Genomic DNA, 23,709 nt, shown 5'->3' with positions numbered 1-23,709 from the left:
ACTCCTAACGCTTGTGGCCAGTGTCGAGCTTGCGTTCCAGATGCATGGAATAGCGCGACATACCAAAACAGAAAATCCAGAACACCAGGGCCGCGAACACATAGCCTTCAGTGGCCATGCCCAACCATTTCGGGTCGGCAGCGGCTTGTTTGACGCTGTTGAGCAGGTCGAACAGGCCGATGATGATCACCAGGCTTGTGTCCTTGAACAGCGCAATGAAGGTGTTGACGATGCCGGGGATCACCAGCTTCAGGGCTTGCGGCAGAATCACCAGGCCCATGCTGCGCCAGTAACCGAGGCCCATCGCTGCAGCCGCTTCGTACTGACCTTTGGGAATCGCTTGCAGACCGCCACGCACTACTTCGGCGACGTAGGCCGACTGGAACAGGATCACGCCGATCAGCGCCCGCAGCAGTTTGTCGAAGTTCATGCCTTCAGGCAGGAACAACGGCAGCATCACCGAGGACATGAACAGCACCGTGATCAACGGCACGCCGCGCCAGAATTCGATGAAGGTCACGCAGACCACCCGAATCGCCGGCATGTTCGAGCGACGACCCAGCGCCAGCACGATCCCCAGCGGCAATGCACCGGCAATACCGACGGTGGCGATCACCAGGGTCAGCATCAGGCCGCCCCATTGGCTGGTCGCCACCTGGGTCAGGCCGAAAACGCCGCCATGCAACAGGCACCAGGCAATGATCGGGTACAGCACCAGGAAGCTCAGCCCGTACACCGCTTTACGCGGGAAGCGCGAGATGAACAGCGGTGCCACGCCAATGACCGCCAGCCACACGGTCAGGTCCACGCGCCAGCGCAGATCCACCGGGTAGTAGCCGTACATGAACTGGCCGAAGCGCTGCTGGATGAACACCCAGCAGGCGCCTTCTTTGGTGCAGTCGGCCTGGGAGGTGCCGACCCAGTTGGCGTCCAGGATTGCCCACTGCAGGATCGGCGGAACCACCAGATAGATGAGGTAGAACGCAAACAGGGTCAGCAGGGTGTTGAGCCAGCTGGAGAACATGTTCGCGCGCATCCATGCGACCACACCGATGCTGCTGCTCGGTGGAGGCATGTCAGGTTTGAATGTATGAGTACTCATGCGCTTTTCCTTACCGCTCGATCAGCGCAATGCGCTTGTTGTACCAGTTCATCAGCAGGGAAATGCTGATACTGATCGCCAGGTACACGCTCATGGTGATGGCAATCACCTCGATCGCCTGCCCGGTCTGGTTCAGCACCGTACCGGCAAACAACGACACCATCTCCGGATAACCGATACCGGCCGCCAGCGAGGAGTTCTTCGCCAGGTTCAGGTACTGGCTGGTCAGCGGAGGAATGATCACGCGCAGGGCTTGCGGGATGATCACCTTGCGCAGGGTCGGACCGTTGCGCAGGCCCAACGAGTGCGCCGCTTCGGTCTGGCCGTGGCTGACCGACTTGATGCCCGAACGCACGATCTCGGCGATAAACGCCGCGGTGTACACGGTCAGGGCCAAAGTCAGCGCCAGCAGTTCCGGGATCAACACCCAGCCACCGACGAAGTTGAAACCTTGCAGCTTCGGCATTTCCCAGTGCACAGGCGCGCCGAAGATCAGTGCGCACAGCGCCGGGATCACCAGGATCAGCGCCAGGCCGGTCCAGAACTTGTGGAACGGTACGCCGGTCGCTTCGAAACGTTTATTAGCCCAGCGGCACATCAGCACGATGGCGACGATGGCCACGACGACGCTGACCACAAACGGCCAGAAACCCTCTGCCGTCAACGCCGCCGGCATGTTCAGGCCGCGGCTGCTGACGAAGAAGGTGTCCCCGAAGTTATGGCTGTTGCGTGGTCCCGGCATGGTCAGGAACACCGCGAAGTACCAGAACAGGATTTGCAGCAGCGGCGGAATGTTGCGGAAGACTTCCACATAAACAGTCGCCAGCTTGGCAATGATCCAGTTCTTCGACAGCCGTGACACACCAACGATGAACCCGAGGATCGTCGCCAGGATCACGCCGATGAAGGTCACCAGCAACGTGTTGAGCAAGCCGATGACAAACACCCGGGCATAGCTGTCCGATTCGGTGTAGTCGATCAGGTGTTGAGCGATGCCGAAACCGGCACTGCGCTCCAGAAAACTGAAACCGGAGGTAATGCCCCGGTGTTGAAGGTTGGTCTGTGTGTTATCGAACAGATACCAGCCCATCGAGACCACCGCCACAATGGTGATGATCTGAAATAACCACGCACGCACTTTGGGATCGCTGAGGCTGAGCCTCTGCTTTGGTGCGCCGATTGAATTTTGCATGAAGTGCCCCGGATGTAATGGAACAGAACATCACCCGGTGGTTGGCCCACCGGGTGATAGAACCATCAGCGCACTGGTGGTGCGTATTGAATGCCGCCGTTGTTCCACAGAGCGTTCAGCCCGCGGTCGATGGCCAGTGGAGTGCCCTTGCCGAGGTTTTTCTCGAACACTTCACCATAGTTACCTACTTGCTTGACGATCTGCACGACCCAGTCTTTCTTCACTTTCAGGTCTTTGCCGTATTCACCGTCAGCGCCCAGCAGACGAGCAACGTCCGGGTTCTTAGTGGCTTTGGCTTCAGCTTCAACGTTTTTCTGGGTGATGCCCATTTCTTCAGCGTTGACCATCGCGAACAGGGTCCACTTGACGATGCTGAACCACTCTTCGTCGCCTTTACGCACGACCGGGCCCAGAGGCTCCTTGGAGATGGTTTCCGGCAGAACGACGTAGTCGGTCGGCGTCGCCAGCTTGCTGCGTTGTGCGTAGAGCTGGGATTTGTCGGAGGTCAGCACGTCGCAACGACCGGATTCCAGCGACTTGGCGCTTTCATCGGAGGTGTCGAAAGTGATCGGGGTGTATTTCAGACCGTTACCGCGGAAGTAGTCGGAAACGTTCAGCTCAGTGGTGGTACCGGCTTGAATGCAGATGGTCGCGCCGTCGAGCTCTTTAGCGCTTTTCACGCCCAGCTTGTTGTTCACCAGGAAGCCGATGCCGTCGTAGTAAGTCACGCCGGCAAACACCAGGCCCATGCCCGAATCGCGGGAACTGGTCCAGGTAGTGTTACGCGACAGCACGTCGATTTCGCCGGACTGCAGCGCGGTGAAGCGCTCTTTGGCGTTCAGCTGGCTGAATTTGACCTTGGTCGCGTCGCCGAATACGGCAGCGGCCACAGCGCGGCAGACGTCAGCATCGATACCGATGATCTTGCCAGTGGAGTCTGGAACCGAGAAGCCCGGCAGACCGTCACTCACACCGCACTGTACGAAACCTTTCTTCTGCACTGCATCCAGGGTTGCACCCGCCTGAGCGAACCCGCTGACACCGAGTACTGCGGCTGCAGTCACGATGGCCAGGGTGGATTTCAACATCTTCATTCAAACCTCCAGTTTTGCTTTTGTTGTGTCGGAGCTTGAGTCCTGTCGCACCCTTATGAGGCGTAGTCGACCCGTGTTGGCTTTTTTTGGGGTCAACCGACGTAGGACCTGCGCTATGAGTCTAGTAGGAGAAAATCCAAATCATGGACCACTCACTTCTCACCAATCGGCCGAACGGGCTGTAGCCCTTTCACGTTCGCGAAGCCCGTAGCGGCCACTGGCGAACATCCATCACCGGATTCTTTGCTATCCCACCAACCACAATGGCCTGATAGTGTTACCGACAGGCGTGGGATTTTCAGTACAGGCTTTCCTATAGCAAAGCCCGTACCAGACCGCTCGCCGAAGCCGTTCGGCGACAGGTCAATAGCAAAACTTGTACCCTTGCGACATCTTCTTAACGGATCAACCTGACGCGCACTCACCTCTCGCACTCAATGAGAGCGCACGCACAAAATTGGAGCAGCCATGACCGAGCCCTTGATTCTTCAACCCGTCAAGCCCGCAGACGCCTGCGTTATATGGCTGCACGGCCTGGGCGCCGACCGCTACGACTTCCTGCCCGTGGCCGAAGCCTTGCAGGAGAGCCTGCTGACCACCCGCTTCGTTCTTCCCCAGGCACCGACCCGCGCTGTCACCATCAACGGCGGCTACGAGATGCCGAGCTGGTACGACATATTGGCCATGAGCCCGGCGCGCGCGATCAGTCGTGAGCAGCTTGAGGCGTCGGCGCAAAGAGTGTTTGATTTGATTGAAGAACAGAAGGCCAGCGGAATAGACGCCTCGCGGATATTTCTGGCAGGGTTTTCCCAGGGTGGCGCCGTCGTGTTGCACACCGCTTTCCTGAAATGGCAGGGGCCGCTGGGTGGCGTACTTGCCCTCTCCACTTATGCACCGACGTTCAATGATGAACTGGAGCTTTCCGCCAGCCAGCAGCGCATTCCCGTGTTGTCTTTGCACGGCCAGTACGATGACGTCGTTCAAAACGCCATGGGCCGGTCTGCCTACGAGTATTTAAAGCAGCATGGTGTCACCGTGACATGGCAGGAATACCCAATGGGCCACGAAGTGTTACCCGAGGAAATTCGTGACATCGGCGTCTGGCTGGCCGAGCGTTTACGCTAAAAGCTACCCATTGATCCATCCCACTACGCCGCGCCCGATTCTTGCATTACACTGGCCGGCGTATATTCCTTAACCAATCGATGAGATGACCGTGCTCAAAGCACTCAAGAAAATGTTCGGTAAAAGCGAGACTGAGCAGCTCGCGCCAGTTCCCAGCGCTCCTTCTCACGCCCCCAGCCACCGCACCGACGGTAATCAGCCTGGCCGGACCGCAATCGTAGCGGCACCGAAACACGAGCCTGTGACCACACCGGCCGCCCAACCTGTCGAGTCTTTCGCCGCCGAGCCACCGCGCAGTGAAACGCCGAAACCTGCAAAACCGCGTCGCGAACCTAAACCGAAAGCACCGGTCATTCCCTGGAAACTCGAAGACTTCGCCGTCGAACCCCAGGAAGGCAAAACCCGTTTCCACGATTTCAAACTCGCCCCGGAACTGATGCACGCCATCCAGGACCTGGGCTTCCCGTATTGCACGCCGATCCAGGCGCAAGTGCTGGGCTTCACCCTCGCGGGCAAAGACGCCATCGGTCGCGCCCAGACCGGCACCGGCAAAACCGCTGCGTTCCTGATCTCGATCATCACCCAACTGCTGGAAACCCCGCCACCCAAGGAACGCTACATGGGTGAACCGCGGGCACTGATCATCGCGCCGACCCGCGAACTGGTGGTGCAGATCGCCAAAGACGCGGCCGACCTGACCAAGTACACCGGCCTCAACGTCATGACGTTTGTCGGCGGCATGGACTTCGACAAGCAGCTCAAGCACCTCGAAGCCCGTCACTGCGACATTCTCGTGGCCACCCCGGGCCGTCTGCTCGACTTCAACCAGCGCGGCGATGTGCATCTGGACATGGTCGAAGTCATGGTGCTGGACGAAGCCGACCGGATGCTCGACATGGGTTTCATCCCGCAAGTGCGTCAGATCATTCGCCAGACACCACCGAAGAACGAACGTCAGACGCTGCTGTTCTCCGCGACCTTCACCGAAGACGTGATGAACCTCGCCAAGCAATGGACCACCGACCCGTCGATCGTCGAGATCGAGTCGCAGAACGTGGCCAGCGAAAACGTCGAGCAACACATCTACGCCGTGGCTGGTGCCGACAAATACAAACTGCTCTACAACCTGGTCAACGACAACGGTTGGGAGCGGGTGATGGTCTTCGCCAACCGCAAGGATGAAGTGCGGCGCATCGAAGAGCGCCTGGTGCGTGACGGCGTCAACGCAGCGCAGCTGTCCGGCGATGTGCCGCAGCACAAGCGCATCAAGACCCTGGAAGGTTTCCGCGAAGGCAAGATTCGCGTGCTGGTCGCCACCGATGTGGCGGGTCGCGGTATCCATATCGATGGCATCAGCCACGTGATCAACTTCACCTTGCCGGAAGTCCCGGACGATTACGTGCACCGCATCGGTCGTACCGGTCGTGCCGGCGCGGATGGCGTGTCCATCAGCTTTGCCGGTGAAGATGACTCCTACCAGCTACCGTCTATCGAGGCGTTGCTGGGTCGGAAAATCAGCTGTGAGACGCCACCGACGCATCTACTGCGGGCGGTTGAGCGTAAGCGCCCGTAACTCGGGCCTTACTGAAAAGGGCGCAGCCGGCAACGGACTGCGCTTTTTTTTCGTTTCGATGTTGCCCGAAACAACTAAAAGTCCATAATGGACAAATTAGTTTACTTTCAGCGCCCGGAGCCGACCATGTCCAGTACGCCTTACGTGATCACCCAACCCCAGGCCCGCGAACTGCTGGCGCAGGTCGACGTGCCGCAGATCTTGCGCAAGCTGTTCAGCGATCTGGCTGCCGGGCAAGCGGTGCAACCGGCGCAACAGCTGGTGGAATTCCCTCAGGGTGCTGGCGACTTCATCAACTACCTGGGCGTGCTGGCGGAAGACGGTGTCTACGGGGTCAAGACTTCGCCTTACATTGTGCGTGAGCAAGGCCCGTTGGTGACCGCCTGGACGTTGTTGATGTCGATGCAGACCGGCCAACCGTTGCTGCTGTGCGATGCCGGTGAACTGACCACCGCACGCACAGCCGCGACCACCGCCGTCGCCGTCGATGCCCTGGCCCCGCTGAAGGCGCAGCGCCTGGCGATTATCGGCAGCGGCAAGGTCGCTCAGGCACATCTGCATTACGTCAAGAATCTGCGTGACTGGCAGAGCATCAGCCTTTACTCGCCGAGCCTGAGCGATAAAAACCCTGAAACCCTGGCACAGCTCAAAAGCCTCGATCCACGCCTGACCATCGCCGACAGTCGCAAAGCGGCGATTCAGGACGCCGACGTGATCATGCTCTGCACTTCGTCCGCAGGCCCGGTGATCGATCCATCAAGCTTGAACAAACCGGCGCTGATCACCTCCATAAGCACCAATGCCCCGCGCGCCCATGAAGTCCCGCCGCAGAGCCTCACTGACATGCAGGTGTTCTGCGACTATCGTCAGACAACTCCGGGCTCGGCGGGCGAAATGCTGATTGCCGGTGAGCAACATGGATGGGACAAGAACGCGATCGTCGGCGACCTGCCTGATCTGCTCAGCGGCAAGGTGCAACGCCCTGACTACAACCGTCACGTGTTCTTCCGCTCTATCGGTCTCGGCCTGGAAGACATCGCTCTGGCCAATGCCATCTACCGCCTACAGCAATAACACCACGATCCCCTGTGGGAGCGGGCTTGCCCGCGATGCAAGCGCCGCGCTCTGTCAGGCACACCGCGGTGATGCAATCGCGGGCAAGCCCGGCTCCCACAGGGTTTATCTATAACCATGAACCATGGCATTTGCGCTCGACAGGAGACGTTCATGAGCCAGGCAGATTTCATCATCATCGGCGGCGGGATTGCCGGCGCTTCCACCGGTTTCTGGCTGTCGCAGCACGCACGGGTGATCGTGCTCGAACGCGAATCCCATCCGGCCTATCACTCCACCGGGCGCTCCGCCGCCCTGTATACCGCGGCCTATGGCACACCGCAGGTTCGTGCGCTGACCCAAGCCAGCCGCGACTTCTTCGACGCGCCGCCAACCGGTTTTTGCGAACACCCGTTGCTGACCCCGCGCGGCGAGATGACCGTGGACTTCACCGGCGACCCGACCGAGCTGAACAATCAATACCTCAGCGCCAAGGCCACGGTGTCGGAGATGCAACTGCTCAGCGCCGACGAAGCCTGTGCACGCCTGCCGATCCTGCGCCGGGAAAAAGTCCATGGCGCGATCTACGACCCGACCGCCAGCGACATTGACACCGATGCCCTGCACCAGGGTTACCTGCGCGGCATCCGTCGTAATAAAAGCGAAGTCCATACCGACAGCGAAGTGTTGAGCCTGACCCGCACTGCCGAAGGCTTGTGGCAGGTGCAAACCAACGGTCAGACCTTCAGCGCACCGATCATCATCAATGCGGCAGGCGCCTGGGCCGACAAGATCGGCGAGCTGGCCGGCGCCAAGCCGCTGGGCCTGCAACCGAAGCGTCGTGCGGCGTTCATTTTTGCCGGCCCCGAGGGCGTGGACATCCACCATTGGCCGATGCTGGTCAGCCTCGACGAATCCTTCTACATGAAGCCCGACGCGGGGATGTTCCTCGGCTCGCCGGCCAACGCCGATCCGGTCGAACCCCACGACGTGCAGCCCGAAGAGCTGGACATTGCGATGGGCATCTACCAGATCGAAGAAGCCACCACCCTGACCATCCGCCGTCCGACCCGCACCTGGGCCGGTTTGCGTAGCTTCGTCGCCGACGGAGACCTGATCTGCGGCTTCGATCAACAGGTGCCAGGGCTGTTCTGGGTCGCGGCGCAAGGCGGCTACGGCATCCAGACATCACCCGCCATGGGCCAAGCCGGCGCGGCGCTGGTACGCGGTGAAGCCTTGCCCGAACAGCTCAGCCGCTTCGGCCTGGACGCCGAGATGCTCTCCCCTGCCCGCCTGGGCTGATTTTCGTCCTCAGGTGACGTGTCGACACGATTGCGGCAAACTTCCAGCGCCCTTTTTGCAGGGCGCTGACGCTGCCTGGAGCTCCACTGAATGAACGCACCTGAAAAAGACCCGGCTGTGGATAACGCCTCTCTGGACAACTACCGCGCGATCGCCGATGCGATCGCAACGCTGTTCTTCCCCCATGCCGAAGTGGTGCTGCATGACCTGCGCACGCAAAAAGTCGATTACATCGCCAACAACCTGTCCAAGCGGGAAATAGGTGACGACTCGGCGCTGGAGGACATGCTCAGCGACGATGTCAGCGAACGGAACATCGGGCCGTACGAAAAGCTCAATTGGGATGGCCAGAAGATTCGCAGTCTGAGCAGTGTCTTGCGCGACAGCGACGGCCACCCGCTGGCCGTGCTGTGCATCAACCTGAACATTTCGCTGTTCGAAAATGCCAAGGCTGCGCTGGATCTGTTCCTGTCGCCGAGCAAGTTGATTCCGCAGCCGGACTCACTGTTTCGCGATGACTGGCAGGAACGGATCAATACCTTTCTGCACGCCTGGCTGCGCGAACGTCAGCTGAGCCTGAACCTGCTGACGCGCGATCACAAACGCGAACTGGTGCTGGCGCTGCACGCCGAAGGGGCTTTCAAAGGCAAAAGCGCATCAAACTATGTGGCCAATGTGCTGAACATGGGGCGGGCGACGGTTTACAAGCATTTGAAGGAATTGAAGGGCTGAACCTTCAGAGATGTACGGACTATTCAGACCCCTTCGCGGGCAAGCCTCGCTCCTACAGTTTCAGTGTTGTTCATAAGATGGATGAACGACGTGAAAACCTGTAGGAGCGAGGCTTGCCCGCGAAGGCGATTGATCAATCGCCGTAGATGTCGGACTTGAAATACTTCTCGGAAATCTTCTGATACTCGCCACTCGCACGAATTCCGTCGATGGCCGTGTTCAGTTCAGCGACCAACTCGCTGTTGCCCTTGCGCACCGCAATCCCGGCGCCCTCGCCCACGTACTTCGGATCCTTGAGCTCCGGCCCGGTAAAGGCATAGCCCTTGCCACGCGGCATCGCCAGGAAGTCACTCAGCGGAATGGTGTCGGCAAAAATGGCATCGAGGCGACCGGCTGCCAGGTCCATGTAGATCTCTTCGTTGTTGCCGTAGCGCTTGACGTTGATGCCCTTCGGTTCAAAAACCTCGGTGGCGTAACGGTCGGTGGTGGTTGCGCGCTGCACACCGACTGTCTTGCCTTTAAGGCTGGCGTACTGGTCATCCACGGCCGCGCCTTCCTTCATCACCAGACGCGATGAGGTGAAGTAGTACTTGTGGGTGAAGTCCACCGACTTCTTGCGGTCTTCGTTGATGGTCATGGACGACAGCGCCATGTCGATTTTCTTCACTTTCAGGGAAGGAATCAGACCGTCGAATTCGCCTTCGACCCACACACACTTGACCTTCATCTGCGCGCACAGGGCATTACCGATGTCGTAGTCGAAACCGACGATCTCGCCTTTGTCGGTCTTGGACGCGAAGGGCGGATAAGCGGCTTCGATACCGATGCGCAGGGTTTTGTCGGCGGCGAACAGCGTGCTGCACGCCAACAAGCTCAGCGCCAGACCGGTGATGAGGGGGAATTTCTTCATGTTCGTTCTCTCGCGGGTTGTTGTTGGTTTGGCAAGACAGAAGAAAAAGCTGAAACGGGGAACGCCTTTTTTGTACTTATAATTCCATACTGGACTTTTATGTATGGATCGTCAATCGGGCGGACACAGTTGTCACTGGCCGATGGTCGGGTGGTGAATCAGGAAATTATTGGGTGAAGCGGATGGCCCCATCGCGAGCAGGCTCGCTCCTACAGGGGATCTTCGTCTTACACAAAATTTGTGTTCCTGGAGATCAACTGTGGGAACGAGCCTGCTCGCGATGGCGTACTTGAGAACACTGAAGATCTACTGTTTCCAGCGATCCGCCGCCGCATGATCACTGTCCCGACCTTCAACCCAACGCGATCCATCACGGGTGTTTTCCTTCTTCCAGAACGGCGCACGGGTTTTCAGGTAGTCCATGACAAAGGCGCAGGCGTCGAACGCCGCTTGGCGGTGGGCGCTGGCGGCGCCGACGAAGACGATCGGTTCGCCCGGTTCCAGGGCGCCGATCCGGTGCAGCACTTCAAGCTTGAGCAGCGGCCAGCGCTGTTCAGCCTCAAGGGCGATTTTGCCGAGGGCTTTTTCGGTCATGCCCGGATAGTGCTCGAGAAACATCCCGGCCACATCAAGCCCGTCATTAAAGTCGCGCACGTAGCCGACGAAACTCACCACCGCGCCGACGCCGACATTGGCGGCGTGCATGGCATTGACTTCAGCGCCCGGATCGAACGCCGTGGACTGCACGCGAATCGCCATGATCAGCCTCCGGTCACGGTCGGAAAGAACGCCACTTCGTCACCGTCAGTCACCGGTTCGTCGAGCTGGCAGAGGTTCTCGTTGCGAGCGCACATCAGGTTCTGCTCGCGCAGCACATCGGCACCGTCCCGTTGAGCCAGCAGCGCACGCACATCGTCGACCGTGGCGAAATCGCCTTCAACCCTGACCGAATCCACGCCAAGCGCTTCGCGGTAACGAGCAAAAAACTTCACGGTGACGTTCATGGCTGATCTGCCTGGAAATGGCCGCTCTTGCCGCCGAGTTTTTCCAGCAAGCGCACGCTTTCGATGGTCATGCCACGGTCCACGGCCTTGCACATGTCGTAAATGGTCAACGCGGCAACACTGGCGGCCGTCAGGGCTTCCATCTCGACGCCGGTCTGCCCGGACAACTTGCAGCGCGCGACGATGCGCACGGTGTCATCGCCTTCGGCACTGAGCTCGACCTTGACGCCGGTGAGCATCAGCGGATGGCACAGAGGAATCAGATCGCTGGTTTTCTTCGCGGCCTGAATGCCGGCGATGCGCGCCACGGCGAACACATCACCCTTGGGGTGACCGCCGTTGACGATCATTTGCAGGGTTTCGGGCAGCATGCGCACCAGCGCTTGGGCTGTCGCCTCACGGAACGTCACGTCTTTTTCGGTGACGTCGACCATGTGGGCGCGACCTTGGGAATCGAGATGAGTCAGCACAGGGTTACTCCTGATCAGGAGCGTCGATTGTAAACCTGTGGGTCAAACTTGCGCACGTTTGATTATTTGTTCACCGCAGAACCCTGTGGGAGCGAGCTTGCTCGCGATATCGATCTGACATTCAGCATTGATTTCGACTGATACACCGCTATCGCGAGCAAGCTCGCTCCCACAGGGTTTTGTGTCGGGCATAAAAAACCGGGCGGCTTTTGGGGCCGCCCGGTTTCGGTGACGTGGTTACAAATGCGATTCGGCGTATTCGGCCAGAATCGAACGTGGCACCCCTTGCAGGGTGATGTGTACACCGTTCGGGAAGTCTTTGAAGCGCTCGGTCAGGTACGTCAGTCCGGAACTGGTCGCGGACAGGTAAGGGGTGTCGATCTGCGCCAGGTTACCCAGGCATACCACTTTGGAACCGGCGCCGGCACGGGTGATGATGGTTTTCATCTGGTGCGGTGTCAGGTTCTGGCATTCATCGATCAATATCAGACTCTGCTGGAAGCTGCGGCCTCGAATGTAGTTGAGGGATTTGAACTGCAACGGCACTTTGCTGAGGATGTAATCGACGCTGCCATGGGTGTTTTCGTCATCCATGTGCAAGGCTTCGAGGTTGTCGGTGATGGCGCCGAGCCAAGGCTCCATTTTTTCCGCTTCAGTGCCGGGCAGGAAGCCGATTTCCTGGTCCAGACCCTGCACGCTACGCGTTGCGATGATCCGGCGGTAGCGCTTGCTGACCATGGTCTGCTCGATCGCCGCGGCCAGCGCCAGAATGGTTTTGCCGGAGCCGGCAGCGCCCGTCAGGTTGACCAGGTGGATATCCGGGTCAAGCAAGGCGTACAGCGCCAGGCTCTGATAGATGTCACGGGGTTTCAGGCCCCAGGCTTCCTGGTGCAACAGAGGTTCCTGATGCAAGTCGAGAATCAGCAGCTTGTCTTCGTCGATTTCCTTGATCCAGCCGACAAAGCCCTGCTCATCGATGATGAACTCGTTGATGTGTACCGCCGGCAGGTTGTCGATCAGTTTCACCTGGTGCCAGGTGCGGCCGTGGTCCTGGCGGGTTTCGACATTACTCACACGGTCCCAGAAGGAGCCGTCCATGTTGTGATAACCGTTGGGCAGCAGCGAAACGTCATCGACCAGTTGATCGGTGCTGTAGTCCTCGGCCGCGATTCCGCACGCCCGGGCCTTGAGGCGCATGTTGATGTCTTTGGTGACCAGCACGACGGGCAGCTTTGGTTCGCGCGCGTGCAAGTCGATCAACTGGTTGATGATGATGTTGTCGTTCAGGTGTTCGGGAAGAATGATGTTCGGTTCAGCACGTTTGCTCATCAGAATTGACAGCAAACCCTTGGGCCCACTTTTGCCACGCTGGATCGGCACGCCAAGCTCGACGTCTTCGGGGCTGGCATCGCCCAGCGTCTTGTCGATCAGGCGAATTGCCTGACGGCATTCTGCAGCCACGCTGTGATGCCCACTCTTGAGCTTGTCCAGCTCCTCAAGCACGGTCATCGGGATGGCAACGTGGTGTTCTTCGAAGTTAAGCAGGGCGTTTGGATCGTGAATCAATACGTTGGTATCGAGTACATAAAGGATTGGCTGGTTGGAGGAAGAACTACGTCCGTGATCATCCATACTCGGTCACCTTTGTGGGAGCCATTCGACGCAATACCTTGGCGGTGCTGCGCCTCGAAGTGACTGCCGAATTCACCTGTGATGATTCAAGTGAACTGCTCACACAAACTGGGTCTTGGGAGACGCCACCTGTGTTGCAGGTTTCGGCGGTCTGTCTTCGTAATACTCCAAAACCCATGACAGAAAAAAGTACTTTGACGCTTTTTTGAAGTTTATTTTTCAGAGTGACCAATAGCACTAGGCGGATTGCCATCACCCCGTTAAAGTCGGAAGTCCGCCTGAATCGAAATCTTCACGAAATTCACCCCGGTTTGCCCTCCTCCCCAATGATTCCGGGCTTTTTACGGTTTCAGCGAAACGCGTCCTGACAGTCCTCCCAACCGATCCCGCTTTGCGCCGTTTGCGTAATGAGCCAAGGCATCGCCGTTTTCACAGCATCTTGCTTCACATTGAAGTTAATCACACCGTGTCGCCACAGCAGCATCAGCGTCAACACGCGTTGCGCGCTCGGGTTGCCCTTGAGCTTTCCGGCGCCGTCCTGGGCATCGATGTCCCACAAAGCCACCTGCAAGCCCTGCGACTTGAAGAAGCCTTCGGCATCCGAGCGACGCTGGCCATCGGGCGGGCGAAACAGCGGCACGTAATTCTCCGGTAGTTTGCTTTTCACCAGATCGACGCTGCGGCGCACCGAATCCTGCCAGTCCTGCCAGTGGCTGTGAGAACGAAACTCCCAGCCTTGCACGCCGATGCACTGCGCTGAATAGGTCGCTTGCAAACTGGCCACCGATCGCTCGGCCAGACGCGCCTGGATGTCTTTGCCAAGCACGAAGAACGTGCCGCTCATGTTCGACTTGCGCAGGTACTCCGTCACCCAACCGGTGTTGTCCGGCGTGACATTGGCGGCGCTGTCGAAGGTCAGCAAAAACAGCCGGTCATGCATCTCGTCGCCGTTGCGTTCATAGTCGCCAAAACGATCGACTTCGCTGCTGCTCTGTGGAAACAGTGCAGCCTTGCGCAGTTGCTCGTCGAGGTACTGGGCGTGGAACAACCGGCTCGGCTCCGACCACTTTATGTAGTAGCTGTCGTCGCTGACCTGAAACTTGGCCGCTTGCTGGCGCAGGGTGTCCATGTCCTCGACGAGGAAACAAAAGGAAGCATCCTGATCACAGCTCTGCTGGGCGAAGTTGTAGTTGGCGAGCAGCCGCTGCCACATGCGCTGGCGCAGGCTGTTGACGGCCTCCAGATTGATGGTTCGCAGGCTCAGGCGTTGGGCCAGGCTCGCTTCATCCAGCGACTCGCTGGCCAGCAGCACGCGCGCGAACATGAGGATTTCGGCGCGTGATGCGACGTCGAACAGCGTGGGGCTGCTGAGCTGCTCTGGCCAGGTGCTGCGATCAAGCGTCGCCACATCACCCGGCGCCGCCATGGCACCGAAGCTCAAGAGCCAGACCGATAATAGAAAAACGATACGCAATGGGATGTCTCCATAACAAAACCCGCGCGGCACTATAGCTGATCCGGCCCCAACTCCCGCAGCACTGCCAAACTCATTGTGGCGAGGGAGCTTGCTCCCGCTGGGCTGCGAAGCGGCCCCAAACCTGCGACCTCATTCCTTCAGCTGAAACCTGTGCCCCCATCTTGCGACCGCTTCGCGCTCGAGCGGGAGCAAGCTACCTCGCCACAAAAGCCCATCCAGTCAAACCACCGATCACCTATGACGCTGATAGCTGGAGTCAACCGGCCCAACCCCCTAGAATCGCCCCCACGATTAAAGGAGACGACTTCATGCTGATGGTGATTTCCCCCGCCAAGACCCTCGACTACGAAACACCGCCGGCGATCCAGCGCTTCACCCAGCCGCAGTACCTCGACCATTCCCAGGAGCTGATCATGCAGCTGCGCGACCTGACGCCAGCGCAGATCAGTGAGTTGATGCACGTCTCCGACAAGATCGGCGGCCTCAATGCCGCGCGCTTCGGCAGCTGGACGCCCGCGTTCACACCGGAAAACGCCAAGCAGGCGTTGCTCGCGTTCAAGGGCGACGTATACACCGGCCTCAACGCACAAACCTTCAGCGAAGCCGATTTCGATTACGCCCAACAGCACTTGCGCATGCTCTCAGGCCTGTACGGCTTGCTGCGACCTCTGGACCTGATGCAGCCGTATCGACTGGAAATGGGCACCAAACTGGCGAATGCCCGCGGCAAGGATCTGTATGCGTTCTGGGGTACGCGCATCAGCGAATGGCTGAACGAAGCCTTGGTCGATCAGGGCGACGACGTGCTGCTGAACCTGGCTTCCAACGAGTACTTCTCGGCGGTCAAACGCAGCGCCCTGAACGCGCGCATCATTAATACCGACTTCAAGGATTTGAAGAACGGCCAATACAAGATCATTAGTTTCTATGCCAAAAAAGCGCGTGGAATGATGAGTCGTTTTGTCATTGAAGAGCGCGTCAACGACCCGGCAGACCTCAAAAAATTTGACGTTCAAGGGTATCGCTACAGCGCCGAGCAGTCCAAACCGGACCATTTGGTATTCCTGCGCGATCACGCGCCAGAGTAAGCACCCGGTCGGTGCACGACAGCGAAAAAAGGTCGTGCGCCGCCGTCTGATCGTCCAACAATTCCCCGCCTCATTCGTCGATTTATTGGCGCCATAAACCCATCACTCGATTTTCTAACTTTAGTTTCACTCGACTTTGATGTTTTTTTTCAGTAGTGGCACTGAGAATTTTTAGCGGTAGTGGCACAAAAGTATCTGTCCCGATAATCGGCCTATATATAAAGGCCCAAACGGCAAGTGCTATCAATATGAGAGCAGTGCCATCTTTCTCAATATTTCAAGAAATTTCAGAATTCGCGATGGGCGGACTGGAACTATGTCAAAATGCGTAGCTCATACCATCGGTAACGATTCTCCCAGCGTTTGTGCGAGATAACTTACGCAAAGAAGAGATTCACCTAGCGAAGTTGTCACATTAACTTCTGCACACTGGACCTCTGATTTGGGCAACACAAAAAGGACAGGAGATACGCTTATCAATATCCCCTTCAAGGCCAAGGCAGCGCCCCTATAAACGTGCTCAGCTGAGCACCCAACCGCTTGATTTACGGGCTTCTGCCTGGCATTGAGCGCGCAAGACCATTGCACGAATGTCTTCTGATTAGAAGATTGGCTGCATAACAGGGCACATCAGAATAATAAGGCCTAGTTGCGCACATCTTGAGTGCACTTATTTAGACACTCGGAACTTTGTATGCCTGCACGCGGCACTGTGGCGCCTGTAAGCCGCACTTTCGAGTGCACTATACCGCTGAACACCATTAACTCCGGCCATGTAATGGCTTGATAAAACACAGAGGTAATTGCGATGCGCATCAGCATATTTGGTTTGGGTTACGTCGGCGCAGTATGTGCCGGCTGCCTGTCTGCACGGGGCCATGACGTCGTTGGCGTCGATGTTGCCAAAGACAAAATCGATATGATCAACGCCGGTAAATCGCCGATCGTTGAACCGGGTCTGGGCGAACTTCTGAAGAAGGGCATCGAGACGGGCAAATTGCGCGGCACGACCAACTTCGCCGAGGCGATTCGCGACACCGACCTGTCGATGATCTGCGTCGGTACGCCGAGCAAGAAGAACGGCGACCTGGAACTGAACTACATCGAAGCCGTGTGCCGCGAGATCGGTTTTGTCCTGCGTGACAAGACCACCCGCCACACCATCGTGGTTCGCAGCACCGTTTTGCCGGGCACGGTCGCAAACGTTGTCATCCCGATCCTCGAAGACTGCTCCGGCAAGAAAGCCGGCGTCGACTTCGGCGTTGCAGTGAACCCTGAGTTCCTGCGTGAAAGCACCGCGATCGCCGACTATGACCTGCCGCCAATGACCGTCATCGGTGAGTTCGACAAGGCTTCGGGCGACGTTCTGCAATCGCTGTACGAAGAGCTCGACGCACCGATCATCCGCAAGGACATCGCTGTCGCCGAGATGATCAAGTACACCTGCAACGTGTGGCACGCCACCAAGGTGACCTTCGCCAATGAGATCGGCAACATCGCCAAGGCGTGCGGCGTCGATGGTCGGGAAGTGATGGAAGTGGTTTGCCAGGACAAGACACTGAACCTGTCCCAGTACTACATGCGCCCAGGCTTCGCATTCGGCGGTTCTTGCCTGCCGAAAGACGTGCGGGCCCTGACCTACCGCGCCGGCGCCCTCGACGTGGAATCGCCGCTGCTGAACTCGCTGATGCGCAGCAACGAATCCCAGGTGCAGAACGCCTTCGACATCGTTTCCAGCCACGACAAACGCAAAGTCGCCCTGCTGGGCCTGAGCTTCAAGGCCGGCACCGATGACCTGCGCGAAAGCCCGCTGGTTGATCTGGCGGAAATGCTGATCGGCAAGGGTTACGACCTGAGCATCTACGACAGCAACGTCGAATACGCCCGTGTCCACGGCGCGAACAAGGATTACATCGAGTCGAAAATCCCTCACGTCTCGTCCTTGCTCAACGCTGACTTCGACGACGTGATCGCCAACTCCGACGTGATCATCCTCGGCAACCGTGACGAAAAATTCCGCGCCCTGGCGCAGAACGCTCCACACGGCAAGCAAGTCGTCGACCTGGTTGGCTTCATGTCCAAAGCCACCAGCGTAAGCGGCCGCACCGAAGGCATCTGCTGGTAACAAGCGGTATCGGGAGGGATTGCGGCGCTCACAAGGCCCGCATCCCTCCCGGCTTTTTCGCCTGCCTTAACCCCATCGGGCCACCTCACAGGCTCGCCCGAGATAGAGACGGATGCAGATTATGCACAGGCTAAAGCACGGCCTACTTCAGGCCGCCGGTTGGCTGTTTTACCTAAGTTTATTGATGGGCATCGCCATGGCGTTGCCTGCGTCCACATTCGATTCCGATTCGAAGGACTTTATCTTCCTCATCGGTTTCATCGGCATCTGGCGCTACTCGATGGGCGCCACGCACTTTCTGCGCGGCATGCTGTTCCTGTACGTGGTCTACCCGCACCTGCGGCGCAAAGTGCGCAAGCTGGGTGACGCGGCAAACCCGTCCCATGTGTTTCTGATGGTCACCAGTTTCCGTATCGACGCGCTGACCACCGCACAGGTCTACGCCTCGGTGATCCGCGAAGCGATCGACTGCGGCCTGCCGACCACCATGGTCTGCTCCATCGTGGAAATGTCCGATGAGAAGCTGGTGAAAAGCCTTTGGTCCCGGATGAATCCGCCGGATCGGGTCAAGCTCGACTTCGTGCGCATTCCCGGTACCGGCAAGCGCGATGGCCTGGCTTACGGTTTCCGTGCCATCTCCCGCCACCTGCCGGACGACCGCGCAGTCGTTGCGGTGATCGATGGCGACACCGTGCTCGCCGAGGGCACCGTGCTCAAGACCGTGCCGTGGTTCCAGCTGTTCGGCAATGTCGGCGGCCTGACCACCAACGAGTTCTGCGAAGTGCGCGGCGGCTACATCATGAGCGAATGGCACAAACTGCGATTCGCCCAGCGCCACATCAACATGTGCTCGATGGCCCTGTCCAAGCGCGTACTGACCATGACCGGCCGGATGTCGGTGTTTCGCGCGACCGTGGTCACCAACCCGGACTTCATCGCCGACGTGGAAAGCGACTCGCTGCAACACTGGCGCCTGGGCCGCTTCAAGTTCCTGACCGGTGACGACAAGTCGAGCTGGTTCAGCCTGATGCGCCTGGGTTACGACACGTTCTACGTGCCGGACGCCGCGATCCACACCGTGGAACACCCGCCGGAAAAAAGCTTCATCAAGGCCAGTCGCAAACTGATGTTCCGCTGGTACGGCAACAACCTGCGCCAGAACGCCCGAGCCCTGGGCCTGGGGGTTAAACGCCTCGGCCTGTTCACCTCGGTGGTGCTGTTCGATCAGCGCGTGTCGATGTGGACCTCGCTGCTGGGCCTGACCGTCGCGCTGATCGCCAGCTTCAAGTACGGCACCGCGTTCATCCTCGTGTACCTGCTGTGGATCGGCATTACCCGCCTGATCCTTACCGTGCTGCTGTCCTTGTCCGGTCACCGGATCGGCCCGGCCTACCCGGCGATTCTCTATTACAACCAGATCGTTGGCGCCCTGGTGAAGATCTACGTGTTCTTCCGCCTCGACCAACAGTCCTGGACTCGCCAGCCCACTTCCCTGACCCGTGATCTCGCCAGCTTTCAACGTTGGTTCAACACCTGGTCGTCTCGGACCATGACCTTCTCCGCCGGCAGCATCTTTGTTGCCGTGCTGCTGATGATGGTCTGACCGCCCCCTTATTGAATTAACCAGGAAAACGCCCCTATGAATACCGCCGTCAACGCCAACGTAGTGCATGAGTCAGAAGCCCAGCGCCAACACGCCCGAGTGAAAATCCCGGCCAAGCTGCGCTTCTTCGGTCCCGACCGGACCCCGATGGAAGCTCGAGTGATCGATCTCTCCGCTGGCGGTCTGGCCTTCAACGCCGGTCAGTTGCCACTGAAAATCGGCGACGTGTACAAGGCTCGCCTGCAATTCGTCATCGATAACCTCGGCCTGGCCATGGACGTGGAGTTGCAAGTGCGCTCCTTCGACCGCCCGACCGGTCGTGCCGGTTGCCAGTTCCAGAACCTGGAACCACAAGACATCTCGACCCTGCGCCACTTGATCACCTCGCACCTGGCCGGCGACATCGTCAGCATGGGTGAAATGCTGGCAACCCTGCAGCGCGACAACTTCACCAAGGCGCGCAAGATGAAGGACGGCGGCCACGGCATGACCGCGTTCGGTCGCCTGCGCGCCGTGACGTTCAGCCTGGCGATTTTCCTCGTCGGCCTGGCGGCGTTCGGTTTCATTTTCAAGTCGGTGTACGGCATGTACTTCGTCAGCCACGCCCAGGCCGGTCTGGTCAGCGTGCCGGGCATGAACATCACCATGCCGCGTGACGGCACCGTGCAGAGCCTGATCAAGGCCGACGGCGTTGCCGCCAAAGGCGCTCCGCTCGCGACGTTCAGCACCAGCATGCTCGATGTGCTCAAGGGCCATCTTGACGACAATCAACTGCAACCGGCCAAGGTTGAAGAGCTGTTCGGCAAGCAAATGACCGGCACCCTGACCTCGCCGTGCGATTGCACTGTGGCCCAGCAACTGGTCGCTAACGGTCAGTACGCCAGCAAGGGTGACGTGATCTTCCAACTGGTGCCGCGTAACAGCGAAGCCAACGTTGAAGCGCGCTTCTCCTATCGCCAGTTCGCCGATGTGCGTCCGGGCAACACGGTCAGCTTCCAGATCGCCGGCGAAGACACCACCCGCAGCGGCAAGATCGTCAGCAGCACCAGCCTGAAAAGCGCCGACCTTTCCTCCGACATCCGCGTGCTGATCCAGCCCGACGAGCCGCTGGACAGCAAGTTCGCCGGTCGCCCGGTTGAAGTGAACAGCACCCGTGGTCCGAACCTGAACTGGCTGATCGACAAAGCCATGGCTTCCGGTCTTTAAGCAGAGGACATGCCCGTGACGACTCCAAATATCCTCAGCACACCGCATACCCTGTGGGAGCGAGCCTGCTCGCGATGGGATCAACGCGGTTCATCTGATTCACCGCGCTGCCTGAATCGCCAGCAGGCTGGCTCCCACATTGGAACAGTGTGTGCCTTGGCATTGGCAGTCAGTCTGGCCGGTTGCGCCGGCCTGCCCGACCAGCGTCTGGCCAACGAAGCCCTCAAGCGCGGCGACACCGCGCTGGCGGCGCAGAATTACCAGCAATTGGCAGACCTGGGTTACAGCGAAGCACAGGTTGGCCTGGCCGATATCCAGGTCGACAGCCATGACCCGGCACAAATCAAACAGGCCGAGGCGACTTACCGTGCCGCGGCCAGCGTCTCGCCGCGAGCCCAGGCTCGGCTGGGTCGCCTGCTGGTGGCCAAACCGGGTTCCACCGAAGCCGAACAGCACGAAGCCGAAGGCCTGTTGAAAAAAGCCTCGGCCGCTGGCGAAGGCAACACCCTGATCCCGCTGGCGATGCTGTACCTGCAGTACCCGCACAGCTTCCCGAATGTGAACGCTCAGCAGCAGATCAGCCAATGGCGCGCCGAAGGCAAACCGGAAGCGGGCCTGGCCCAAGTGCTGCTCTATCGCACCCAAGGCACTTACGACCAGCACCTGGACGAAGTGGAAACCATCTGCAAAGCCGCGTTGAACACCACCGACATCTGCTACGTCGAACTGGCCACGGTCTATCAGAAACAGGCCAAGCCTGAGCAACAGGCCGAGCTGATCAAGCAGATGCAAGCCGCTCAGGCTCGCGGCGTGGTTTCCGCCCAGCGGGTGGACAGCGTGGCTCGCGTATTGGGCGATGCAAACTTGGGCAAGACCGACGAGAAAACCGCTCAGTCGCTGCTCGAAGGCATCGCTCCGGGCTACCCCGCTTCCTGGGTCAGCCTTGCGCAATTGCTCTACGACTTCCCGGAACTGGGCGATGTCGACACGATGATGAAGTACCTGGACAACGGCCGCGCCGCGGACCAGCCGCGTGCCGAGCTGTTGCTGGGCAAGCTCTACTACGAAGGCAAAATGGTGCCGGCCGACGCGAAGGCCGCCGAAGAACACTTCAAAAAAGCCGTCGACAGAGAAGTGGCCGCCGATTACTACCTCGGCCAGATCTACCGTCGCGGTTACTTGGGCAAGGTCTATTCGCAGAAAGCGCTGGACCACCTGCTCAAGGCTGCGCGCAACGGCCAGAACAGCGCCGACTTCGCCATTGCCCAACTGTTTTCCCAAGGCAAGGGCACCAAGCCCGACCCGCTTAACGCTTACGTCTTCAGCCAATTGGCCAAGGCGCAGAACACCCCGCAAGCCACCGAGCTTGCACAAACACTCGAAGCGCAACTGCCGCCTGCCCAGCTCGCCGAGGCCCAACGCCTGTTGAAACAAGAACAGGCCGTTCGTGGTGCCTTGAGCCAGAACACGCTGGAACTGCATGCCCTGGAAGAAGAAGACGGCGAGGAATCCCTATGAAGTTGAATCCATTCGTTAAGGCCGGTATTGGCCTGTCATTCGCCCTCTTGTGGTCGTGCCCGACCCTGGCGGCCCTGACTGAAAGCAAGAACTACGGCCTTGACGTCAAAGTCACCGCCCAGTCCGAAGACGACACTGACCTGGGTACGGCAAGCGGCGGCGACGTCAACGGCGTCGGCCTCGACCTGCGTCCATGGATCTACGGCGAGAGCGGCGCGTGGAGCGGCTACGCCATGGGTCAGGCCGTGACGTCCACCGACATCATCGAGACCGACACCCTGCAGCAGTCCGACAGCGACGGCACCCAGGCCACCGACAACGGTGATCGCAAGAGCAAGAAAAACTACCTGGCGATGCGCGAGTTCTGGGTCGGCTACAGCGGCTTGACGCCGTACCCTGGCGAGATCCTCAAGTTGGGTCGCCAACGCCTGCGCAACGACGACGGCCAATGGCGCGACACCAACATCGAAGCCCTGAACTGGACCTTCGACACCACCCTGTTGCGTGCCAACGCCGGTGTCGCCGAACGCTTCAGCGAATACCGCACCGACCTCACCGAACTGGCGCCAAAAGACAAGGATCGCCTGCACGCTTACGCCGATGCGGCGTATCAATGGACGCCGGGCAATTGGGTGGGCATTCGTGGTCATCACACCCACGATGACGGCAAGCTCGACTATCCGGAGCCCGGTGTTCCCGCCGATTCTCTGGACAAGAAAGAGAACGGCGACATCAGCTGGATCGGCCTGACCGCCGACAGCGACGCCTACAACTGGCGCAACACCAACACCGTCAATTACTGGGGCAGCGTCACCGGCATGAGCGGCGACCGCGACACGGTCAACCCGCTGAACGCCGACGGCACTCCGCCGGCACAGGCCAAGACCAGCGGCAACGTCGATGGCTGGGCCACTGACCTGGGCGTGCGTCTGCGCCTCGATCCGCAATGGCAAGTCGGTGCAGCCTATGCCCGTGCCAGCGCCGATTACGAACAGAACGGCCTGGAAAGCAACCGCTCGAACTACACCGGTACCCGTTCGCGGGTTCACCGTTTCGGCGAAGCCTTCCGTGGCGAAATGAACAACATGCAGACCGCCACGTTGTTCGGTTCGTGGATGCTCAACGACGAATACGACGCCAGCGTGATCTACCACAAATTCTGGCGCGTCGACGGCAACAAGCCCGTCGGCAGCAACGGCATCAACGCCGTGCAGAACGACACCGACGACGTGACCGGCGCCGTGCTCTCCAGCACGTCCCTGCCGCTGGAAGATGGCAACAAAGACCTCGGCCAGGAAATGGACGTGGTCGTCACCAAGTACTTCAAGCAAGGCCTGCTGCCGGCCTCCCTGAGTCAGTCGATCGATGAGCCTTCGGCCCTCGTGCGTTTGCGTGGCGGTGTATTCAAGCCGGGTGATGCGTATGGCAAAGGCGTCGACTCGTACATGCACCGCGCGTTTATCGACGTGATCTGGCGCTTCTGATGCGAAGCGCGAAGGGAGT

General features: G+C 59.2%; 20 protein-coding genes. 11 read left to right on the top strand and 9 right to left on the bottom strand.

Going from position 1 to position 23,709, the window contains the following annotated elements:
- Nucleotides 1-4 precede the first annotated feature (4 nt).
- The 3 genes from ACYZT8_RS04970 to ACYZT8_RS04960 all read right to left on the bottom strand — a co-directional run bounded on the left by ACYZT8_RS04970 (nt 5) and on the right by ACYZT8_RS04960 (nt 3,388).
- Complete coding sequence (locus ACYZT8_RS04970) at nt 5-1,102, bottom strand: amino acid ABC transporter permease (RefSeq protein WP_461979701.1); 1,098 nt, start codon at nt 1,100-1,102, stop codon at nt 5-7.
- A 10-nt stretch (nt 1,103-1,112) separates the two neighbouring features.
- On the bottom strand, nt 1,113-2,294 hold the full coding sequence (locus tag ACYZT8_RS04965) for an amino acid ABC transporter permease (RefSeq protein WP_461979699.1): 1,182 nt from the start codon (nt 2,292-2,294) through the stop codon (nt 1,113-1,115).
- Between the two features lie 65 nt (nt 2,295-2,359).
- Entirely contained in the window at nt 2,360-3,388 is a 1,029-nt protein-coding gene (locus ACYZT8_RS04960) for an amino acid ABC transporter substrate-binding protein (protein WP_461957330.1), read from the bottom strand.
- A 468-nt stretch (nt 3,389-3,856) separates the two neighbouring features.
- Here ACYZT8_RS04960 and ACYZT8_RS04955 point away from each other — a divergent pair, with 468 nt between their 5' ends.
- The 5 genes from ACYZT8_RS04955 to ACYZT8_RS04935 all read left to right on the top strand — a co-directional run bounded on the left by ACYZT8_RS04955 (nt 3,857) and on the right by ACYZT8_RS04935 (nt 9,173).
- A complete protein-coding gene (locus ACYZT8_RS04955) occupies nt 3,857-4,513 on the top strand; it encodes an alpha/beta hydrolase (RefSeq protein WP_461979697.1) in 657 nt (218 codons plus the stop codon).
- Between the two features lie 85 nt (nt 4,514-4,598).
- Nucleotides 4,599-6,086 carry an ATP-dependent RNA helicase RhlB gene (gene rhlB / locus ACYZT8_RS04950; protein WP_461979695.1) on the top strand — a complete coding sequence of 496 codons (1,488 nt, stop codon included), beginning with the start codon at nt 4,599-4,601 and terminating at the stop codon, nt 6,084-6,086.
- 126 nt (nt 6,087-6,212) lie between these two features.
- On the top strand, nt 6,213-7,160 hold the full coding sequence (locus ACYZT8_RS04945) for an ornithine cyclodeaminase family protein (RefSeq protein ID WP_461979693.1): 948 nt from the start codon (nt 6,213-6,215) through the stop codon (nt 7,158-7,160).
- A 153-nt stretch (nt 7,161-7,313) separates the two neighbouring features.
- Nucleotides 7,314-8,441: an NAD(P)/FAD-dependent oxidoreductase gene (locus ACYZT8_RS04940; RefSeq protein ID WP_461957327.1), complete on the top strand. Its 1,128-nt coding sequence runs from the start codon at nt 7,314-7,316 to the stop codon at nt 8,439-8,441.
- A 90-nt stretch (nt 8,442-8,531) separates the two neighbouring features.
- Nucleotides 8,532-9,173: a helix-turn-helix transcriptional regulator gene (locus ACYZT8_RS04935; RefSeq protein ID WP_131062850.1), complete on the top strand. Its 642-nt coding sequence runs from the start codon at nt 8,532-8,534 to the stop codon at nt 9,171-9,173.
- A 133-nt stretch (nt 9,174-9,306) separates the two neighbouring features.
- Here the strand turns inward: ACYZT8_RS04935 and ACYZT8_RS04930 are convergent, their stop codons facing one another.
- The 6 genes from ACYZT8_RS04930 to ACYZT8_RS04905 form a co-directional block, all read right to left on the bottom strand.
- Entirely contained in the window at nt 9,307-10,083 is a 777-nt protein-coding gene (locus ACYZT8_RS04930) for an ABC transporter substrate-binding protein (protein WP_461979691.1), read from the bottom strand.
- Nucleotides 10,084-10,389: 306 nt separating this feature from the next.
- Nucleotides 10,390-10,842: a molybdopterin synthase catalytic subunit MoaE gene (moaE, locus tag ACYZT8_RS04925; RefSeq protein ID WP_461979689.1), complete on the bottom strand. Its 453-nt coding sequence runs from the start codon at nt 10,840-10,842 to the stop codon at nt 10,390-10,392.
- A gap of 2 nt (nt 10,843-10,844) precedes the next feature.
- Nucleotides 10,845-11,087 (bottom strand): MoaD/ThiS family protein, encoded by a 243-nt coding sequence (locus ACYZT8_RS04920; protein WP_461979687.1) that lies wholly within the window; start codon nt 11,085-11,087, stop codon nt 10,845-10,847.
- Nucleotides 11,084-11,557 carry a cyclic pyranopterin monophosphate synthase MoaC gene (gene moaC / locus ACYZT8_RS04915; RefSeq protein ID WP_461979685.1) on the bottom strand — a complete coding sequence of 158 codons (474 nt, stop codon included), beginning with the start codon at nt 11,555-11,557 and terminating at the stop codon, nt 11,084-11,086. The genes ACYZT8_RS04920 and moaC overlap by 4 nt, the downstream gene beginning before the upstream one ends.
- 237 nt (nt 11,558-11,794) lie before the next feature.
- Nucleotides 11,795-13,189, bottom strand: coding sequence for a PhoH family protein (locus ACYZT8_RS04910; RefSeq protein WP_461979683.1), 1,395 nt, complete (start codon nt 13,187-13,189; stop codon nt 11,795-11,797).
- 349 nt (nt 13,190-13,538) lie between these two features.
- Nucleotides 13,539-14,663, bottom strand: a complete 1,125-nt coding sequence (locus tag ACYZT8_RS04905; RefSeq protein WP_461979681.1) for a polysaccharide deacetylase family protein — start codon at nt 14,661-14,663, stop codon at nt 13,539-13,541.
- A gap of 311 nt (nt 14,664-14,974) precedes the next feature.
- Here ACYZT8_RS04905 and yaaA point away from each other — a divergent pair, with 311 nt between their 5' ends.
- The 6 genes from yaaA (at nt 14,975) to ACYZT8_RS04875 (ending at nt 23,690) form a co-directional block, all read left to right on the top strand.
- Nucleotides 14,975-15,754, top strand: a complete 780-nt coding sequence (gene yaaA / locus ACYZT8_RS04900; RefSeq protein ID WP_461979679.1) for a peroxide stress protein YaaA — start codon at nt 14,975-14,977, stop codon at nt 15,752-15,754.
- Nucleotides 15,755-16,562: 808 nt separating this feature from the next.
- Nucleotides 16,563-17,879 (top strand): nucleotide sugar dehydrogenase, encoded by a 1,317-nt coding sequence (locus tag ACYZT8_RS04895; RefSeq protein ID WP_109628077.1) that lies wholly within the window; start codon nt 16,563-16,565, stop codon nt 17,877-17,879.
- Between the two features lie 121 nt (nt 17,880-18,000).
- A complete protein-coding gene (gene alg8, locus ACYZT8_RS04890; protein WP_461979677.1) occupies nt 18,001-19,482 on the top strand; it encodes a mannuronan synthase in 1,482 nt (493 codons plus the stop codon).
- 36 nt (nt 19,483-19,518) lie between these two features.
- Complete coding sequence (locus ACYZT8_RS04885; protein WP_461979675.1) at nt 19,519-20,688, top strand: PilZ domain-containing protein; 1,170 nt, start codon at nt 19,519-19,521, stop codon at nt 20,686-20,688.
- A 15-nt stretch (nt 20,689-20,703) separates the two neighbouring features.
- Entirely contained in the window at nt 20,704-22,206 is a 1,503-nt protein-coding gene (algK, locus tag ACYZT8_RS04880) for an alginate biosynthesis TPR repeat lipoprotein AlgK (RefSeq protein ID WP_461979673.1), read from the top strand.
- Nucleotides 22,203-23,690, top strand: a complete 1,488-nt coding sequence (locus ACYZT8_RS04875; protein ID WP_461979671.1) for an alginate export family protein — start codon at nt 22,203-22,205, stop codon at nt 23,688-23,690. Before algK ends, ACYZT8_RS04875 begins: the two co-directional genes overlap by 4 nt.
- The last annotated feature ends 19 nt before the right edge of the window (nt 23,691-23,709 follow it).

The sequence above is a fragment of the Pseudomonas sp. LB3P93 genome, assembly GCF_054898025.1.
Note: the sequence above shows the minus strand (reverse complement) of the source record. Positions and strands in the feature narration are given on the sequence as shown.

Bases quoted from the DNA above. Each gene is read 5' to 3' on its own strand.
- ACYZT8_RS04895 (WP_109628077.1), top strand. From the start codon at position 16,563: ATGCGCATCAGCATATTTGGTTTGGGTTACGTCGGCGCAGTATGTGCC.
- ACYZT8_RS04940 (WP_461957327.1), top strand. From the start codon at position 7,314: ATGAGCCAGGCAGATTTCATCATCATCGGCGGCGGGATTGCCGGCGCT.
- ACYZT8_RS04945 (WP_461979693.1), top strand. From the start codon at position 6,213: ATGTCCAGTACGCCTTACGTGATCACCCAACCCCAGGCCCGCGAACTG.
- ACYZT8_RS04885 (WP_461979675.1), top strand. From the start codon at position 19,519: ATGAATACCGCCGTCAACGCCAACGTAGTGCATGAGTCAGAAGCCCAG.
- ACYZT8_RS04910 (WP_461979683.1), bottom strand. From the start codon at position 13,189: ATGGATGATCACGGACGTAGTTCTTCCTCCAACCAGCCAATCCTTTAT.
- ACYZT8_RS04960 (WP_461957330.1), bottom strand. From the start codon at position 3,388: ATGAAGATGTTGAAATCCACCCTGGCCATCGTGACTGCAGCCGCAGTA.
- ACYZT8_RS04955 (WP_461979697.1), top strand. From the start codon at position 3,857: ATGACCGAGCCCTTGATTCTTCAACCCGTCAAGCCCGCAGACGCCTGC.
- ACYZT8_RS04930 (WP_461979691.1), bottom strand. From the start codon at position 10,083: ATGAAGAAATTCCCCCTCATCACCGGTCTGGCGCTGAGCTTGTTGGCG.
- rhlB (WP_461979695.1), top strand. From the start codon at position 4,599: ATGACCGTGCTCAAAGCACTCAAGAAAATGTTCGGTAAAAGCGAGACT.
- ACYZT8_RS04965 (WP_461979699.1), bottom strand. From the start codon at position 2,294: ATGCAAAATTCAATCGGCGCACCAAAGCAGAGGCTCAGCCTCAGCGAT.
- ACYZT8_RS04875 (WP_461979671.1), top strand. From the start codon at position 22,203: ATGAAGTTGAATCCATTCGTTAAGGCCGGTATTGGCCTGTCATTCGCC.
- ACYZT8_RS04920 (WP_461979687.1), bottom strand. From the start codon at position 11,087: ATGAACGTCACCGTGAAGTTTTTTGCTCGTTACCGCGAAGCGCTTGGC.
- yaaA (WP_461979679.1), top strand. From the start codon at position 14,975: ATGCTGATGGTGATTTCCCCCGCCAAGACCCTCGACTACGAAACACCG.
- ACYZT8_RS04970 (WP_461979701.1), bottom strand. From the start codon at position 1,102: ATGAGTACTCATACATTCAAACCTGACATGCCTCCACCGAGCAGCAGC.
- ACYZT8_RS04935 (WP_131062850.1), top strand. From the start codon at position 8,532: ATGAACGCACCTGAAAAAGACCCGGCTGTGGATAACGCCTCTCTGGAC.
- moaE (WP_461979689.1), bottom strand. From the start codon at position 10,842: ATGGCGATTCGCGTGCAGTCCACGGCGTTCGATCCGGGCGCTGAAGTC.
- alg8 (WP_461979677.1), top strand. From the start codon at position 18,001: ATGCACAGGCTAAAGCACGGCCTACTTCAGGCCGCCGGTTGGCTGTTT.